This is a genomic window from Thermoflexus sp. (assembly GCF_025055495.1).
Taxonomy (GTDB): domain Bacteria; phylum Chloroflexota; class Anaerolineae; order Thermoflexales; family Thermoflexaceae; genus Thermoflexus.
This window is the reverse complement of sequence record NZ_JANWXB010000242.1, coordinates 1-16,157: the sequence shown is the minus strand read 5'-3', so window position 1 is coordinate 16,157 and position 16,157 is coordinate 1. Positions and strand designations below refer to the sequence as shown.

Here is a 16,157-nt window from a genome sequence, read left to right as displayed (position 1 = left end):
CCCGCGCCTACATAGCCGGCTCCGGGGGGCGGCCCATTGACTGACCCACCCGCGCTCCCCTGCGGGTTGGCGGCGGTATTGTCGCCCGGCTTGATGGGTGCGCGGCGCGCTGGGGCGCGCAGCGCCTCCGCGGCGGGCCGCCATCGCCCAGTGGGATCCACGAGGGCGAAGCCCCAGCGCGGATCATCGAGCGGGGCGTCCGGCCGCCAGCTCTCCAGGAACATCGTCCCCATCCAGGGCCACTCTCGTCGGACCCGCTCGATCGCCTCCTGAACATAGCGGGCCTGCGTGGTCTCGTCCACCTGCCCCCAGATCGAGGGACGGCCGGTCCAGCCCGGCGGCAGCGCGTTCCACCCCCAATGGCTGGCCCAGACCGGCTTCCCTTCATCTCCGTAGCGCACCATCACTTCCCGCAAAAGGACCGCCCGGGAGAAATTCAGGACCTCGGGGTCCACCCGACGGTCCTCGGGGCCGGTGTCGAACCCGTAGGGTTTGGCGGCCACGATGTCAAAATAGGGGCATGGGGCAACGCGCCCTTCCCCCGTAGCCTCGCGTCCTTCGCGGGCGCAAAGCCGGTAAAGCCGTTCGAGGAACAGCCAGTCGGCGAGGTTCCAGGGGCCCTGCTCCACCGTTGGGGCCAGCCCGGCCAGCACGATGACCGCGTCCGGGTCGGCCTGGCGGATCGCTGCGGCCGCCTCGCGGAGCAGGACCCAATAGGTCTCCGGGTCCGGGAAGCCGCCTCCCCACCCGATGGTGAGATTCGGCTCATCCCAGATCTGGTAAAACTGCATCCGCTGTCCATAGCGCGACGCGAACGCCCCGGCGAACCGAGCGAAGTCCGCGGGGTTCAGCGGGGGGGCCATTGGACCGGCTCGCCGAGCGGCCCATGGGGGGCTATCCCCCAGCACGGCGACCAGTTCCAGCCCGGCGGCCTGCACATCCGCCATCACGGCATCCGCTTCCGTCCAGTCCAGGCGTCCCCGTTCTGGCTCGATCTGGGACCAGGGGAAGAACGCACGGATGCGGGAGATCCCCAGGGCGCGGATCTGCGTTAGGTCGCGCTGGCGGATTGCTGGGTCCTGTCCGAACAGAGAGACGTTCAGGCCCACTCGGGGCTCGCCGGACCAGGGGATCGGCGGCGGGAACCCCGCGGTCGTTCCCCGCCAGCGGGCCCGCAGGATCTCTCCGGTGAACCCCAGGCCCAGCAGCCCCAGGACGACGAGCAACAAACCCAGCAGGATCTTTCGAGCCGATGTTAGGGAGCGCCACCTGTCCATCAGGCGTTTCATGGTAGGGATTTCGTTATTCGCGGGAGGGCAAAGGTTTGGATTCCTTAAAGGGGCCAGCCTCTCCTCCCCTTCCTCCCTCCCCGCGGCCCTTGGTCACGGGAAGGGGGAAATGGATATTTAGGGGCGGGCCGCCTTCAGCAGCCCCACCCGCCCCTAAACCTCAGGGCCACAGGGAGGAGGAGAGAAAGGGGTGGGTCCATTCCATTGGATCTAACCAACTCCTCACAGCGTAACCCCTAAGCATAGAGAAGATTGCGCACCACAAACCAAACGTTCGCCGGTCGTTCCCCCAAACGTCGCATGAAGTAGGGATACCATTCCGTCCCATACGGCACGTAAACCCGCACCGTGAATCCCTGACGAGCCAGGGCCACCTGAAGGTCTCGCCGGATCCCGTAGAGCATCTGGAACTCGAAAGCCTCACGGGGAACCTCCTCCTCGGCGATCCGGCGGAGTGCGTGTTGGATAATGCGCTCGTCGTGGGTGGCGATGGCGACGTAGGCCCCTCGACCTCGCGCCTCCCCCGACAGGAGCCGCTCCATCAGCCGCACAAAGTTTGCATCCACATCGCGTTTCCGGGGATAGGCGAGGTGAGGCGGCTCCTGATAAGCCCCCTTACACAGCCGGATCCGGGCGATCCCCTCTTCGATCAGGCGCTCCACATCTTCCCGGCTGCGATAGAGATAGGCCTGGATGGCGATCCGGGTGTTCGGATACTCGTAGGCCAGGCGTCGGTAAAGGTTCAGGGTCCGCTCGGTATACGCACTGCTCTCCATATCGATCTCCACCACGGTTCCGGCCCGGGCCGCTCGCTCGACCACCTGCCGCAGGTTGCGCTCGCAGATCGCTTCCCCCAGGTCCAGTCCCAGGTGGGTCGGCTTGACGGCCAGGTGGGGGAGGGAGGAGCGGGCGAGGCCTCCACCGAGCCCCAGCCTCTCGATGCGGTCCAGGGCCAGCAGATAATCCTCCGTCGCCCGGTTCGCATCCGTCTCCGATTCCACGTTCTCCCCCAGATGATCCAGGATGCCCCGGATCCCCAGCGCCTCCAGCTCCCGGATGGCCCGAAGGCCATCCTCCAGCGTCTCGCCCGCCACAAAACGCGAGGCGGCTCGCCATACGAACCCCCAGCGCATCACCCGTTCCTTCATCGTCCGGTTGCGCGAGAGGGAGACGAAGAGTGCACGCCACATCGGCTTTCCCCCCGGATAGAGGATCCGGCCATTGCCGCTCACCGCTGGAAATAGGCCTCCAGGATCTGCCGGGCCACCGGCGCGGCGTTCTGAGAGCCCTCCCCTCCGTTCCAGATGAACACCAGCACGGCCACCTCGGGCGCCTCCGCTGGCGCGAAGGCGACGAACCAAGCGTGGCTGGGCAGCCGCCGCCCCGAGCAGAGCCCCATCCGAAACGCCAGATCATCGCAAAACTCCGCGGTCCCGGTCTTGCCGGCCACGCGGATCCCCGGGACCTGGGCCCGGACAGCGGTTCCGCGCTCTACCGCGGCGACCATGCCCTCCCGGACCACTGCCAGATGCTCTGGCGCGATCGGGAGCCGCCCGAGGATCTCCGGCTGGAACGATCGAAGAAGGTGACCTTGGGCGTCCGCGATCTCCCGCACCAGCGTCGGCCGGTAGAGGGTTCCCCCGTTGGCGATGGCGCTGACCGCGTTGATCAATTGCAACGGCGTTACCAGCAAATACCCCTGCCCGATCCCCAGATTGTAGGTGTCCCCGGTGGACCAGGTTTCCCCGAACGTGCGGCGCTTCCACTCCGGGTCCGGCACTTGTCCGGCGGCCTCCCCGGGCAACTCGATCCCCGTCGGCTCGCCCAGGCCGAAGGCGCGCATATAGCGCACCAGGCGCTCGATCCCCAAACCCTTGAAGGCCGGCTCCCCAGGCACATCGTAGCCTCCCGCCACTTTGTAGAAGAACACATTGCAGGAGTTGGCCAGGGCATCTACCACGTTTTGCCAGCCGTGGCCGGAGCGCAACCAGCAGAAGAAATGCTGGGCCAACCCGGGATCATTGGGGAAATACCGGTTGGGAATCACGATCTCCCCGGGATCGAACAGTTGGGTCCGCGGCGTGATCACTCCTTCCTGGAGGGCGGCCGCGGCCACGATGGGTTTGAAAGAAGAACCCGGCGCGAACTGGGAAGCGACCGCGTGGTTCAGCAGCGGGCCGAAGGGATCCTCCAACAGGCGGGGATAGACCTGAGGGAGATCCGGGCTGACGAACAGGTTGTTGTCGTAATCCGGGAGGCTGACCATCGCCAGGATCTCTCCCGTGGTGGGCCGCATCACGAGGGCGACCGCCCGTCGAGTGATCTCCCGGCCAGCGATGCGGTTGAGCTCCTCCACCTTCGCCTGCAGCGCCGCCCGCGCCGCTTTCTGCAGATCCAGATCCAGCGTCAATGTGATCCGGGCCCCTGCCTGAGGCGGGATCTCCGCCAGTGTCCGCACCGGCCGGCCCAGGGCATCCTCCTCCACATAGCGCGCCCCCTTTACGCCCCGCAGCCAGGACTCCAGGGCATATTCCAGGCCGCTGAGCCCCACCCGATCCACCGCCGGATCGTAGCCTTCCGCTTGATAGCGCGCAGCCTGCTCCGCCGGGATGCGCCCAACAAAGCCCACCACGTGGGCCGTCAGCACGCCCGTCGGGTAGCGCCGCTGCAGAATCAGTTCCACCCGTACACCCGGAAGGCGTGCTTCTTCCTCCATCAGGCGGAATGCGACCTCCCGATCCACGGGTTCCTTTAAGACCAGCGGACGGAAGGGCGCCTCGCGGGCGGCGGCCTCGACCCGATCCCGGATCCCCGGGCTGCCCTGTCCATGGGCCGAGGCCCCGCTGCCTTCCTCAGGGATGCCCAGCCACTGGCTGAGCTGATGGAAGATCGCCTCCCGATGGGAAGGCTCCTCCGGGAGCTCTCCCGGGATCACCAGGACCCGAAAAGCCGGATCGTTCTGGACCAGTGGGCGGCCATGACGATCCAGAAGGAGCCCCCGGGGAGCCTCCAGAGGGATCACCCGGAGGCGATTGCGTTCCCCCAGGGCCTGATATCCTGGTCCCTCGAGGATCTGGAGCTGATAGAGGCGATAACCCAGCCCGGCGAAGGCGAGGGCGATCCACAAACCCCAGAGGATCAGGCGAAGATAAGGGGAAGGGCGAGGCGGTGGGGGAGGACGAAATACCGCCACGCTATCCAGAGCTTCCGATTCTGCACGAGGTGGATAAGGTTCCGACATCGCTGAGCCCCGGTCGCTCCCCTGCGTTCTCCAGTTCCGTTGCAAACGGGTGATTCGGGTGGGGTGCGGGCAACAAAGCCATCGCCCTCTCACCCCCTCTCCACGCGGTGAAGTGAAGGTTTTCCCCTTACGGGCGTAACGCCGGCCGCTCAGGGCGGGGTCGAAGCGCTCGAAACAGGGGATAGAACAACAACATTCCCACCGTATTCCAGAGCGCCTCCGGAAGGATCACCTGGCGGAGCGCTGTGTTCCAATCCACTGGATATTGTAAGGCCATCAGGAGGATCCCTCGAGTGCTCTCCATCACGAGGGTGCCCGCCACGGCCACTAGCGCCGGCATGATCAGTCTCCCCCGGAAAACGGGCCGACTGAGCCCATGGGCGAGGGGAACCATCGCCATCAGGGCCAGCGCGCTATGCCCCATCGGACCGCCGGAGAAAAGGTCCAGCAGCAGCCCCCCGGCCAGCGCCCATCCGAAGCCTTCCTCCAATGGGGCAAGGAAGGCCGCGGTGGCGACCACCAGGAAGACCAGATTCGGGCGCCCGGGATCCGAGATCCCCAGGGGGACCCAGGTCGCCTGAAGCAGCGCGGCGACTCCCAGGACGCCCAGGGCCTGCACCCATCGTCGTCGCATCAAAGGCCTATTCCTGCACAGGATCGTGCTTTCGATTTCAAGGGGAATGAAATCTTCCCCTGGGAAGCTGAATGCTTTGTCTGGTTATCACGTGGATCTTAGGGCTGGATCGGGGTTTCCATGCCGGGAAAGCTCGTAATCACCAGCACGTAGGTTAGGCGTCGTGGATCGACTGCTGGGCGAACGCGGGCCCGCTGGAAGGGCTCTCCCGACCCTAGCACCTCGGCGACCTGGCCGATGACCAGCGCCCGAGGGATCTGGCCCCCCACTCCGGATGTCAGCACCACATCGCCCGGGAGGATCTCCTCATCGGGGCGCACAAAATCCAGCAACAGGCTCCCATCGGGCTGGCCGATCACCATCCCGGTCGCGCGAGTGGTTTGCAACAGCGCCCCCACCTGGCTTCCCCCATCGTTCAGCAAACGCACCCGGGAGCGGTTAAGATCCGCAGAGGTGATCCGCCCAACCAGGGCGGAGCCCCGGGTGATCACCGGCATCCCTTTCCGGATCCCCTGACGGGTTCCCACATCCAGGATGAGAAAGCGAAGATAAGGATCCGTCTCGTAGCCGATCACCGTGGCGGCCACGAACGTGGTCTGAGGGTTCTCCTGGACGATCCCCAACAGCGCCTTCAGCTCGGCGTTCTCGGCGGCCAGCTCTCGCAGACGCAGGTTCTCTGTCTGGAGATCTTCCACCTGAGCCCGCAAGCGCTCTGCCTCCTCCCGGAGATCCCGGATCTCCCGAAGGAATCCTACCGCATCCAGGGCGTTGCGTCCCACGTCGACCACGAGGCGCTGGAGGGGTGTTAGGGGAACCGCCAGAAGGGACTCCACCGGCTGAAGCCATCCCAGCCCGTGGAGGAAGAGGAGCAACACCGCCAGGCCGATGAACAGCCAGACCATCCACGGCCGTCGATCTCCCGGGCGCAGGGCCATTCTTCCTCCCCCCATTCCTCCAATGGACGTTTCGGGATGGTCGAGGCCACCAGGCCTCCCGGCTGGCGCAAAGAGATGCTCAATCGCGAGGCGGCGTTCCTTTACCGGGCGATCGGCTGGCCGATGCGCACCGGCGATCGGGGCGGCCGGCCGCGATCCAGCGAGGTCAGCACTCGATGCCAGGTGTCCAGGTCTTCCAGCACCTTCGCCGCTCCCATCGCGACAGCGATGACCGGATTCGGGGGAACCCAGCATCGGATGCGCGTTTCCTCGGTCAGGCGTTGGGCCAGGCCCTTGAGTTGGGCCCCGCCGCCGACCAGGGCGATGCCGACCTCCATAATATCCGCGACCAGTTCGGGCGGCGTCTCATCCAGGACGGATTTCACCGTGTCCACGATGATCCCTACCGCGTCCCGCAGGGCCTCGCGGATCTCGATGCTGGAGACCTCAATGGCATCGGGCAGCCCGGTGACCAGATTCCGCCCGCGGACGACCATGGTCCGCTCCTCCGGAAGGGGATAGGCGGACCCGATTTCGATCTTCACCCGCTCGGCCATCCGCTCACCGATGAGAAGGTTATAGCGCTGACGCATATAATTCACGATGGCCTCGTCCATTTCGTCCCCAGCCACGCGGACCGAACGTCCGACCACGATCCCTCCCAGAGCGAAGACGGCCACCTCGGTGGTTCCCCCGCCGATATCCACCACCATGCTCCCGCGGGCCTCGGCGACCGGTAGGCCGATCCCAATGGCCGCCGCCAGGGGTTCCTCAATCAGGAAGGCGACGCGGGCGCCGGCGGCCAGACAGGCGTCGTGGACCGCGCGGCGCTCCACTTCGGTGACCCCACTGGGGATCCCTATCACCACCCGGGGGCGAGGGACCGGGACAGGGACCTGCTGGTGGGCTTTGCGGATGAACTCGCCGATCATCTCCCGGGTGACCTCGAACTCCGAGATCACCCCGTCCCGCAGCGGGCGGATCGCCACAATATGAGCGGGGGTCCGACCCACCATTTCCTTGGCCGCCTCCCCGACCGCCAGCACCTGTCGGGAACGCCGGTCAATGGCCACCCACGATGGCTCGTGAATGACGATCCCCTTTCCCCGCACGCACACCAAGGTGGTTGCTGTCCCCAGATCGATCCCAATGTCCAGGGAAAACCATCCTAACAGCGCGTCGATCGGATTCCACACCGGTCTTCTTCTCCAGATCCAGGATGACATGCTCGGGCAGAGATGGACAATGGCACTTGACTTCCTGGAGGGCAGTCTTCACGGGTTTGTTGTCCGACCCGGTGGAGATGCGCTCATGGAGCCCTCCCGCCCTTCAGCCCAGCATCGGGAGCCCGTTATGAGGCTCGCCCTCCCGAACTGTCTTTGGATCGAAGGATATCTCCCCCCGGGTTGCCGCATCAGCTTCGAAGGGATCCGGGCTGGATTATACGGGCAGCCCACCCATTCGGCAACCGCCTTCCGGCTCGGTCTGTCCCTCTGGATGGGGGTATGAAGAATCGCCTCGGAGGGGGGGATAAAGGGGGAAAGGCCATTGATGCCCCGTCCCTCGCCCGTCTGCAGGAGAAACACTACCGGAAAGCTCAGGCGGGGGCAACCCGGGCCCGATGTCTGTTCTGGCTTGCGATCTCTTCGGTTTCGCGCACCCTCTATCCGACCGATTCTTCTTCGTCCGTGGGGGCGATCCCGGGAAAGCCCAGCTCATCGAGGATCTCCCGCTGGATCGCCCACATCCGATGCCGCTCAGGCTCCGTATCGTGATCATAGCCCAGCAGATGTAGAACTCCATGCACGGTCAGCAACGCCAGCTCCCCGTCCAGGGGATGTCCCTCCCGTTGAGCCTGGCGAGCCGCATAGGGAAAAGCGATCACGACATCGCCCAGATAGCGCACGCCGGGAAAGATTTCCACCTGCGTGGGGAAGGAAAGCACATCTGTGGGTGCATCGATCCCCCGATAGGTTCGGTTCAGATGGTGGATGGTCTCCTCATCGACCAGCGCTACCGTCAGGGTGGCGCTGCCTTCCAGCCCATGGCGCCGAAGGACAGCTCGGGCGGCCCGTCGCAGCCCGGCGATGCGCCCCGGGGCCTGATACGCACGGGGCGCACGGATTTCAACTCGGATGCGAGATCGCCTCTTTCCCTTCATCGGATCGCTCTGGATTGCAGGGATCCCCCGCTCTGCCGACAGACGCCTGACGTCCGGTGGAATTTTCAAGCTCTCTCACGGGTTTCGGGCTGGGGAAGTAGCCCTCGATCCTCGACTGCCTCTCAGCCCTGGGACTCTCTCAACGAGACGGAGCCTCTGGATAGATCAGGCGGGGGTGGAACATCCCCTGGAAAACCTGGAGGAACGCCTCTCGGATCCCCTGGAGATCTTGCATGGTTAACGGCGCCTCATCCAGTTGTCCGGAGTAGATGCGTTCCTGAAACACCCGTTCCAGGATCCGCGCCAGCTCCTGGGGGTCCTTTGGCCGCGCTGCCCGGACAGCGGCCTCGCAGCCATCTGCGAGCATCACAATGGCCGTTTCCTTGCTTTGGGGCCGCGGGCCCCGATAGCAGAAGGCCGCCCGATCCACCTTTTCCGGATCCCTCGACTCCTGAACCGCACGATGATAGGGGATGGTCACGCACATGGTCCCATGGTGCTCCTGGATGAAGGCTCGGATCCGGCGGGGGAGCCGATAGCGTCGGGCCAGGGCGAGGCCGTCCTCGACATGGCGCAGGATCGCCTGGGCGCTGGTGTAAGGATCCATCTGCTCGTGGGGGTTGCCTCCATTCAATTGGTTCTCCACGAACAAATATGGGCGGACCATCTTCCCGATGTCGTGATATAGGGCTCCCACCCGGGCCAGGAGGGGATCCGCGCCGATCCGCAGGGCGGCCTGTTCCGCCAGGTTGGCGACCATCAGCGTGTGATGATAGGTTCCCGGAGCCCGCACCATCAGCTGATGCAAAAGCGGGTGGGTGGGGCGGGCCAGCTCCAGGAGATGGAGCGGCGTGGTGACATCGAAGAGGACACCCAGCACGATAAACCCAATCAGGGTGATCGTGATCGACAGGGCACCGGCCAGCACTCCCATCCCTGCGGTGATGAGCACCCCCAGCGGGGAAAGCGATCCAGCCTCCGCGGCGGCGGCGATGCCGATCAGGCCGGTGACCGCGCCCGCACTCAATCCGGCCATTAACAGCGTCTGGAGGCGCTCGAGCCGGTGGAGCATCAGGATCGTGATCCAGTTGGCCAGGAGGGAGGCGGCCAGGAAGGCGAGGGTTCGATCAGCGATCAGGCCAAACCATAAGGACCAGATCGCACTGAGCAACAGGGCCGGCACGGTGCCCAATCCGGCGACCATCAGCATGCCCAGCGCTGCGGTGGGAAAGGCCCAGATCCAATCGGGCGCGAAAACCGTGACGAGGCGTGCGCCCAGGGCGAAGAGGAGGAGAACGCCCAGGAGGGCCAGCAGGCGCCGGGGGCGTTCCTGAACTTCGGGGGCAACCCGCTGGAGGAGCAGCAGGAGCCCGAGCGCCCCAAGACCTGCAATCGTTCCCCGGGAGACCGGAAGATGCCAGGGGGTCGCGGGGGAGATCAGGCCGTATTGCTGGAGCGCTTCTATGGCCAGCGCGTCCAGGATGTCTCCCTGGCGGATGATGGCCTCGCCCGCGCGGATCCGACGGATCTGAGGGGGCACGGCCTCCCGGGCCTGTCGGCGGGCGGCCTCGGTGGCCTCTACATCCAGCACGCTGTTCGGAACAATCAGAGGCGCCACCAGCCGGACCACCAGGTCGGCTTCATCCTCTGTGAGGCGGGCGGTGACCTGACGAGGGAGCTCGCGAAGCACCATGGACCCTTCATCCTCTCGAATGGGCTCCCGCATGATCTGATCCAGCAGCCTCAGGGCCTCGCCGGTGAGCAGCTCCCATCGGGAGGAATCCATGGTCAGCAGGCGGAGACGTTGTTCTGGGGGAAGGTCGTAATCCGTGCTCACCTGTTCCAGCCGACGGACCTTTTCGTCCAGCGGAAGGGTTTCCTCGCGGAGACGCTCGATAATCTCCAGGCTCTGACGAAGCTTCTCCACCTGCTGCCGGGCGATTCGAGGATCCGGGCCGGTGTAGATCGGTGCGACCTGAGCAGCGGCAGCCTCCCGGGCCTGCTCGGTCAGGACCATGCTGGGGTAACGGAGCTCATAAGGAGCGAAGATGGTTTGAGGGGCTACCTGTCCGATCTGCCATACCTGGGTGGCCCCGTTGTCGATCGGCCATGCCACGAGAACCATCATCAGCATGATCAGGGTCAGCGACCAGCTGACCCAGCCAATGGTCCGCAGGATCCGCCGCCATGGAATGGCTCGGAAAAAGCCAGTTTGCAGTTCTCCACCCATCGTATGGTCTATCTGATCCAGCATGCCTGCGCGCGGAAGGCTTTTTACAGTTTTCAGTTTATGCGGCTTTCGCATCGGAGAGCAGGATTTCCTCCTTGCAGGTGTTAACTTCATGTCGCATTCAGCCCTGCTCTTGTGCTGAGTTGTGGGCTTCCATATCCTCTACCCAGAGAAGCACCGATCGCTCTCGGCTTGTCCATCGCCAGCGGGTGCCCGGTGGAAGAACGGCCAGTTCGCCGGGGGCCAAAATCCCGCGGACTGGCTCTGGCCAGTCCGGCCGGCCGGCCTCCATCGCGATCTCGCCCCGCAGCAACAACAGGAACGTAGGCCCTTGAGTTTTCCACTCCGGGGAAGACCCATTCCCCCGAAGCCCATGGTAGCGGACCGCGTCGGCCTCCAGCAGAAGCGCTGGCGTGAAATCCGGATAGGCTCGAAGGCGCTCATGAATGCGCGCGGTAATGGGAGATCCTACGGTCGGATCGCTGATCCGAAAATCCCCGTTCCGACGCTCGGGCATGAAATCCTTTCGGAATAGCAGCACCAGCGAGGGCACCCGCGATCCGGAACGGTGGGCCATGCCACGGGGGATCCAGATCAGCTCGTCGGGCTTCAACGTCAGTTCCTCACGATCCGTCCAGAAGGTGACCAGCCCTTCGTAAATCAGAAACACCTCATCGAATTCCGGATGACGATGCCGGGTGACCTCGCCGTAAGAGCGATAGGCGTAAACGTGAACCGTTCCGAACCGAGCGATCGGATAAACCTGAAAGGGCTGTGCTAAGCTCTCACGGATTTCGGGGATCGAGGCCCGAAAGATCATTCCCGCTTGCTCCACTTCACGAAAGAACGTCTTGGGTCATCCCAGCCGGCTCTACATGGACGATGATGTGCTGGAGCTCCGGGAAGCGCTGTCGCAATTCCTGCTCAACGGTCTCCGCCTGCCGATGAGCTTCCTCCAGTGGGGTCTTCCCGGCTACCTGGCAGATCAGCGCCACATCATAGCCCGCCTCATGGGGGTAAAGGCGGACCTCCTGGCAGGATCCGGGGCCAAAGATCCGTTCCACAGCTTCCCGGGCGGCGACGATCAGGGCCTCCGGAGCCCCGGGGCCTGCAGCCCGTGGCCCATGGGCTCGGGGTTCGATGTGGGTGGTTACGGTGAGGATCTGGGGGAAGTGCTCCCGGGCTCGTCGCTCCAACTCCGTGACCCGGTCATGCGCTTCCTCCACGGAGAGGGCTTCATCGACCTCCACGTGGAGCCCGATGTGATATCCTTCTGGAGTCTGGACCCCGTGGAGCTCGTGCACGCCCAGTCCCAGTCCATCGGCCAGGTTCCGCAGACGGACGGTCATGGCTTCCCATTCGGAAGAGGGAGGAAGGCGTCCGGGCTCGATATGAACCACCGCATCCACCACGCCCTGGATCTCGGATTTCAACCGTTCCTCGACCTCTGTGGCGATGGCATGGGCCTGCTCGGTGCTCATCGCAGGATCCACCTTAAGGTGAAGATCCACGTAGGTCTCATCCGGCGTTCCCCGGCTGCGCACCCGATGAATGGAGCGCACCCCCGGCACGGAAAGGGCTACCCGTTCGACCTCTGCCGGATCGATGGCTGCGCTATCCGTGAGCACCAGGGCGGTGGATCGAAGGATGCGCAGGCCGGCAGCGATGATCACCCCCACCACGCCCAGAGCGACCAGGGGGTCCAGCCAGGGGAGCCCCAGGCGAACGGCGGCCAGGCTGGCCAGGACCGACAGCGTAACGAAGACATCGGTGCGGGTGTGAAGGGCGTCGGCCATCAGGATGCTGCTGCGCAGTCGCTCTCCCTGGCGGGCTTCGTAGCGGGAGATGGCGAAATTCATCGGCAGGGTGAGCAGCATCAGCATAAACAATGGCCCGCTGACCTCCGGTTGCCCTCCCAGAAGCAACCGCTCGATCACGCCTCGAATGACCTCCAGGGAGGCCATCAACAGAAAGACGCCCAGGATCAGGGCGGCGATGGCCTCATATTTACGATGGCCGTAGGGATGGTTGCGATCGGGTGGCCGCGAGGCCAGCGCGATCCCTACCAGCCCGATGATGTTGGCCGAGGCGTCCAGCCCGCTGTGGAATGCGTCGGCCATGGCGCTCAGGGCTCCAGCTCGCAGCCCGACGAAAAGCTTAATGACGGCTACCGTCAGGTTGGCTGCCAGGACGATCCATAACACCCGTTGCACCTGGCGTTGATACATCGATCATACTCCGCGGGTTTTAGAGTCAGGCAAGCCCAGTGCTTTATCCAGCTATAAACTGGGGATGGGAGGAACCGAAGCGAGTCTGGAAGGCGATGGCCCCCCCTCTTTCTTCCCCCTCCCCACGGCCCAGAGGGCTGTGGGGAGGGGGAAGAGAACATCTTTCGGGGGCGGTGCGGGAGGCCAAAGGCTTCCCACACTGCATCCTAAAACCCCCAAATGAAAAATGGACAAAGCACTAAAGGCGGTCGGTCGGATCCTTGAAAAAATGTTGCTCTCAGCAATGGGAAATCCCCATCCCCTGCACCCCTCTCCCCACAGCCTGCAGAGCTGAGGGGCCGGGGAAATAACCGTTTAGGGATGGGGTGGGGCGCCGAAGGCACCCCACCCCATCCCTGCCCTCCCGAAATCTCCCCACAGAAAGGAATCGCGAGTTCGTCCATGGTCCGGTGGGATGAGCTGGGGATCGGAGACCCCAGCTCATCCCGCGGAGGGAGAAAGGCAACTTGCCCTCCTTGCCCACCCAGGCAAAGAGGGTAAGTTAGGGAGTGGAGTAATCTACTCTTCCCCACGCCCGGTTGCTCTGAAATCTCCTTCTCAGGAGCTGGGGGTGGCCCGATGCATATTGCCCAGGAAGACCTGGAGGGTATCCACTGGCACTGGGAAGATGATGGTGGAGTTCTTCTCCATCGAGATCTCTGTCAGGGTTTGCAGATACCGTAGCTGGAGGGCGGCAGGCTCGGAGGCGATCATCCGGGCGGCCTCCACCAGGGTCTTCGCGGCCTGGTATTCTCCTTCCGCATGAATGATCTTCGCTCGCTTCTCCCGTTCCGCCTCGGCTTGTCGGGCCATCGCTCGCTGCATCCCCTGCGGAAGCTCTACGTCTTTCACCTCCACCATCACCACCTTGATCCCCCACGAATCGGTCGCCTCATCCAGGATCTGCCTCAGGTGGGCGTTCACCTTATCGCGGTGGGCCAGCAATTCGTCCAGCTCCGACTGGCCCAGGACGCTGCGGAGGGTTGTCTGGGCGAGGTTCCAGGTTGCCGCCTTGAAATCCTCCACCTGGGTGATGGCCTTCGCTGGGTCGATCACGCGATAGAAGACGACGGCGTTTACCTTCACGGTGACGTTATCTCGGGTGATCGCTTCCTGGGGCGGCACATCGAAGGTCATCAGCCTCAGGTTGACCCGGATCACCCGATCGATGATCGGGATGATGAAGAAGAGACCCGGGCCTTTCGTTGAATGGTAGCGGCCAAGCCGTAGCACCACGCCGCGTTCCCACTCCGGCAGGATGCGGATCGCAGAGGAGAGCAGGGCAATGGCCGCTACGAGAATGGGCACGCCAAAGGTGATCCACTCCATTGGGAATATCCTCCTTTCTGGCCTGCCAGATGGCATGGCGTCTCATAGAACGGTTGTAGCCGGTCGATGCTCTTCTCTCATTGTAGCACGGCAACCCGCTGTTCTGTTGCTGATTGAGTAAGCGTTCGGGGGCTTTGAGGGCGGATTCGGGTGCCTTCGGCGCCTCCCCCGAAGGTATTTTTACCCCTCTCCCTACGGCCCGGAGGGCCGTAGGGAGAGGGGTAAAAGGGGGGTGGAGCCATTGTTCAACTGGTCTCTATCTGTGACTGAGGGGTGAAGTAGTGAAGTAGGATTGCAATGGGCTTATGGCTCTCTCCTGTTGGGGATGTCTCCCTTGTTCGCTTCCTCCTCCTGCTCTAAACTGAATCCAGGGAATTTTTGAGGCGGTTAGATGGGTGGACCGTTTGAAAGAAGGTCCGATCGCTCATGATGATACAGAAACGGTGAGGGATCATGATTGAGCTGGTATGTAATCTCCATAGTCACACGCGTTTCTCGGATGGAGCGGGTTTTCATCGAGATGTGGTGGCCGCTGCAGCGCGGGCGGGCCTGGATGTGGTCGGGGTGACAGATCATAATGTGTGGGTCGGAGGGCTGCAAGGCTACCACAATCGGGTTCTGCTTCTGGTGGGCGAGGAGGTCCACGATCCGTGCCGGCAGCCCCAGGCGAACCATGCCCTCATCCTGGGAGCCGGTCAGGAGCTGGCTCCGCTTGCCTCTTCCCCTCAAGCGCTGATTTGCGCAGCCCGAGAGCTGGGGGCCTTAGTCTTCCTGGCCCATCCGGTGGAATATGCCCCTCGCTGGCTGCAGAGCCGGCTGGGCGAGCCGGCTCTCCCCTGGGTGGATCGTGAGGTCGTGGGGTTCACCGGCCTGGAGCTCTGGAATACGATGAGCGAGTTCAAGGCTCGGTTGAGAACCCCGCTTCACGCGCTCTATTATGCGTTTTTTCCCCACCGCTTCCTCTTTGGCCCCTTTCCAGAGGCAGTCCGATGGTGGGAGCAATTGTGGCTCTCTGAGATTCCAGCGGTGGCCATCGGCGGGGCGGATGCCCATGCACATCTTTACGCGCTGGGGCCATTGCGGCGAGTTCTTTTCCCCTATGAGTGGTTATTCCGTGCGGTGAATACCCATATCCTGGTGGATCATCCGCTCCAGCGTCGTGTGGAAGAGGATTGGCCGCTGATTCGTGATGCCTTGCAGGCGGGTCGTGCTTGGGTTGCCAATGATCTGCTGGGTTCTTCTCGAGGGTTTCGCTTTGAGGCCTATAGCGGCCACCGGCGGGCGACGATGGGGGAGACATTGCGTCGAGCTGGGGCTGTTCAGATGGAGGCGGTGGCTCCTCTCCCGGGGGAGTTCCGCCTGATCCGCTTTGGGGATGGCGTGGTTGCCCGGGCGCGTGGGCGGATGTTGCGTCATCTCACTGCGGAACCGGGAATTTATCGGATTCAGGTGTATCGTGGTGGCCGTCTCTGGATTCTGACGAATCCGATCCGGGTAATTTAGCGCCCTTGGTTTCCTGGGGTTGGGGATGTGAGCCGGAGGCTATAAGGTTCTTGGCTCCGCTTAATCAGGTGCTGGAGGAAAGGACGTGCGTGTGTTGGTCACAGGCGGGGCGGGTTTCATTGGCTCCCATCTGGTGGAGCGTCTGCTGGCAGAGGGATATGAGGTGACGGTTCTGGATGATCTCAGCGGAGGCCAATTGGGCAATCTGAGTGGAGTGCGCGATCATCCCCGTCTTCGCGTGATCGTTGGCGATGTGCGGGATCCCGCGGCGCTTCGGATGGCCCTGGGGGGAGTGGAGGCGGTCTTTCATTTGGCTGCGGTGGTGGGGGTTCCTCGGGTGCTGGCGGACCCTGTGCGGACCATTCAGGTCAATGTGGAAGGGACCCAGCGGGTTCTGGAGGCGTGTGCGGAACGCGGGATTTCGGTTTGTGTGGCTTCCTCCTCGGAGGTTTATGGGAAAGGCGTGCACTGGCCGGCGGCGGAGGGGGACGATCTGCGGCTGGGCCCGCCGACCTCGTTGCGTTGGGCTTATGCGGTGAGCAAGTTGCTGGACGAGCATTTAGCGCTG

General features: G+C 63.8%; 13 protein-coding genes. 2 read left to right on the top strand and 11 right to left on the bottom strand.

Features of this window, described 5'->3' with window-relative positions:
- The 11 genes from NZM16_RS07980 to NZM16_RS07930 all read right to left on the bottom strand — a co-directional run.
- On the bottom strand, window positions 1-1,277 hold a 1,277-nt coding region (locus NZM16_RS07980), incomplete at its 3' end, for a beta-galactosidase (protein ID WP_295479781.1).
- A 248-nt stretch (window positions 1,278-1,525) separates the two neighbouring features.
- Window positions 1,526-2,479: a proline dehydrogenase family protein gene (locus NZM16_RS07975; protein WP_295479779.1), complete on the bottom strand. Its 954-nt coding sequence runs from the start codon at window positions 2,477-2,479 to the stop codon at window positions 1,526-1,528.
- A gap of 38 nt (window positions 2,480-2,517) precedes the next feature.
- A complete protein-coding gene (mrdA, locus tag NZM16_RS07970) occupies window positions 2,518-4,530 on the bottom strand; it encodes a penicillin-binding protein 2 (protein WP_295479777.1) in 2,013 nt (670 codons plus the stop codon).
- 127 nt (window positions 4,531-4,657) lie between these two features.
- A complete protein-coding gene (gene mreD, locus NZM16_RS07965; RefSeq protein ID WP_295479775.1) occupies window positions 4,658-5,164 on the bottom strand; it encodes a rod shape-determining protein MreD in 507 nt (168 codons plus the stop codon).
- Window positions 5,165-5,262: 98 nt separating this feature from the next.
- Window positions 5,263-6,099 carry a rod shape-determining protein MreC gene (gene mreC, locus NZM16_RS07960; RefSeq protein ID WP_295479773.1) on the bottom strand — a complete coding sequence of 279 codons (837 nt, stop codon included), beginning with the start codon at window positions 6,097-6,099 and terminating at the stop codon, window positions 5,263-5,265.
- Window positions 6,100-6,200: 101 nt separating this feature from the next.
- Window positions 6,201-7,295 carry a rod shape-determining protein gene (locus tag NZM16_RS07955; protein WP_295479771.1) on the bottom strand — a complete coding sequence of 365 codons (1,095 nt, stop codon included), beginning with the start codon at window positions 7,293-7,295 and terminating at the stop codon, window positions 6,201-6,203.
- Window positions 7,296-7,762: 467 nt separating this feature from the next.
- Window positions 7,763-8,260 (bottom strand): rRNA maturation RNase YbeY, encoded by a 498-nt coding sequence (gene ybeY / locus NZM16_RS07950; RefSeq protein ID WP_295451780.1) that lies wholly within the window; start codon window positions 8,258-8,260, stop codon window positions 7,763-7,765.
- Window positions 8,261-8,399: 139 nt separating this feature from the next.
- A complete protein-coding gene (locus tag NZM16_RS07945) occupies window positions 8,400-10,514 on the bottom strand; it encodes an HDIG domain-containing metalloprotein (protein ID WP_295479769.1) in 2,115 nt (704 codons plus the stop codon).
- A 97-nt stretch (window positions 10,515-10,611) separates the two neighbouring features.
- Entirely contained in the window at window positions 10,612-11,310 is a 699-nt protein-coding gene (locus tag NZM16_RS07940; protein ID WP_295451784.1) for a cupin domain-containing protein, read from the bottom strand.
- Window positions 11,311-11,326: 16 nt separating this feature from the next.
- Window positions 11,327-12,718 carry a cation diffusion facilitator family transporter gene (locus tag NZM16_RS07935; protein ID WP_295451785.1) on the bottom strand — a complete coding sequence of 464 codons (1,392 nt, stop codon included), beginning with the start codon at window positions 12,716-12,718 and terminating at the stop codon, window positions 11,327-11,329.
- A gap of 597 nt (window positions 12,719-13,315) precedes the next feature.
- Complete coding sequence (locus tag NZM16_RS07930; protein WP_295451788.1) at window positions 13,316-14,086, bottom strand: slipin family protein; 771 nt, start codon at window positions 14,084-14,086, stop codon at window positions 13,316-13,318.
- 453 nt (window positions 14,087-14,539) lie between these two features.
- Here NZM16_RS07930 and NZM16_RS07925 point away from each other — a divergent pair, with 453 nt between their 5' ends.
- Both NZM16_RS07925 and NZM16_RS07920 read left to right on the top strand, forming a co-directional pair.
- Window positions 14,540-15,589 carry a PHP domain-containing protein gene (locus NZM16_RS07925; protein WP_295451790.1) on the top strand — a complete coding sequence of 350 codons (1,050 nt, stop codon included), beginning with the start codon at window positions 14,540-14,542 and terminating at the stop codon, window positions 15,587-15,589.
- Between the two features lie 85 nt (window positions 15,590-15,674).
- A partial coding sequence (locus NZM16_RS07920) for an NAD-dependent epimerase/dehydratase family protein (protein WP_295479767.1) occupies window positions 15,675-16,157 on the top strand: 483 nt, incomplete at its 3' end.

What these genes read in the sequence shown, in the direction of transcription:
- NZM16_RS07940 (WP_295451784.1), bottom strand. Translation starts at nt 11,310, where the DNA reads ATGATCTTTCGGGCCTCGATCCCCGAAATCCGTGAGAGCTTAGCACAG.
- NZM16_RS07975 (WP_295479779.1), bottom strand. Translation starts at nt 2,479, where the DNA reads ATGTGGCGTGCACTCTTCGTCTCCCTCTCGCGCAACCGGACGATGAAG.
- NZM16_RS07925 (WP_295451790.1), top strand. Translation starts at nt 14,540, where the DNA reads ATGATTGAGCTGGTATGTAATCTCCATAGTCACACGCGTTTCTCGGAT.
- mreD (WP_295479775.1), bottom strand. Translation starts at nt 5,164, where the DNA reads ATGCGACGACGATGGGTGCAGGCCCTGGGCGTCCTGGGAGTCGCCGCG.
- NZM16_RS07935 (WP_295451785.1), bottom strand. Translation starts at nt 12,718, where the DNA reads ATGTATCAACGCCAGGTGCAACGGGTGTTATGGATCGTCCTGGCAGCC.
- mrdA (WP_295479777.1), bottom strand. Translation starts at nt 4,530, where the DNA reads ATGTCGGAACCTTATCCACCTCGTGCAGAATCGGAAGCTCTGGATAGC.
- mreC (WP_295479773.1), bottom strand. Translation starts at nt 6,099, where the DNA reads ATGGCCCTGCGCCCGGGAGATCGACGGCCGTGGATGGTCTGGCTGTTC.
- NZM16_RS07945 (WP_295479769.1), bottom strand. Translation starts at nt 10,514, where the DNA reads ATGCTGGATCAGATAGACCATACGATGGGTGGAGAACTGCAAACTGGC.
- NZM16_RS07930 (WP_295451788.1), bottom strand. Translation starts at nt 14,086, where the DNA reads ATGGAGTGGATCACCTTTGGCGTGCCCATTCTCGTAGCGGCCATTGCC.
- ybeY (WP_295451780.1), bottom strand. Translation starts at nt 8,260, where the DNA reads ATGAAGGGAAAGAGGCGATCTCGCATCCGAGTTGAAATCCGTGCGCCC.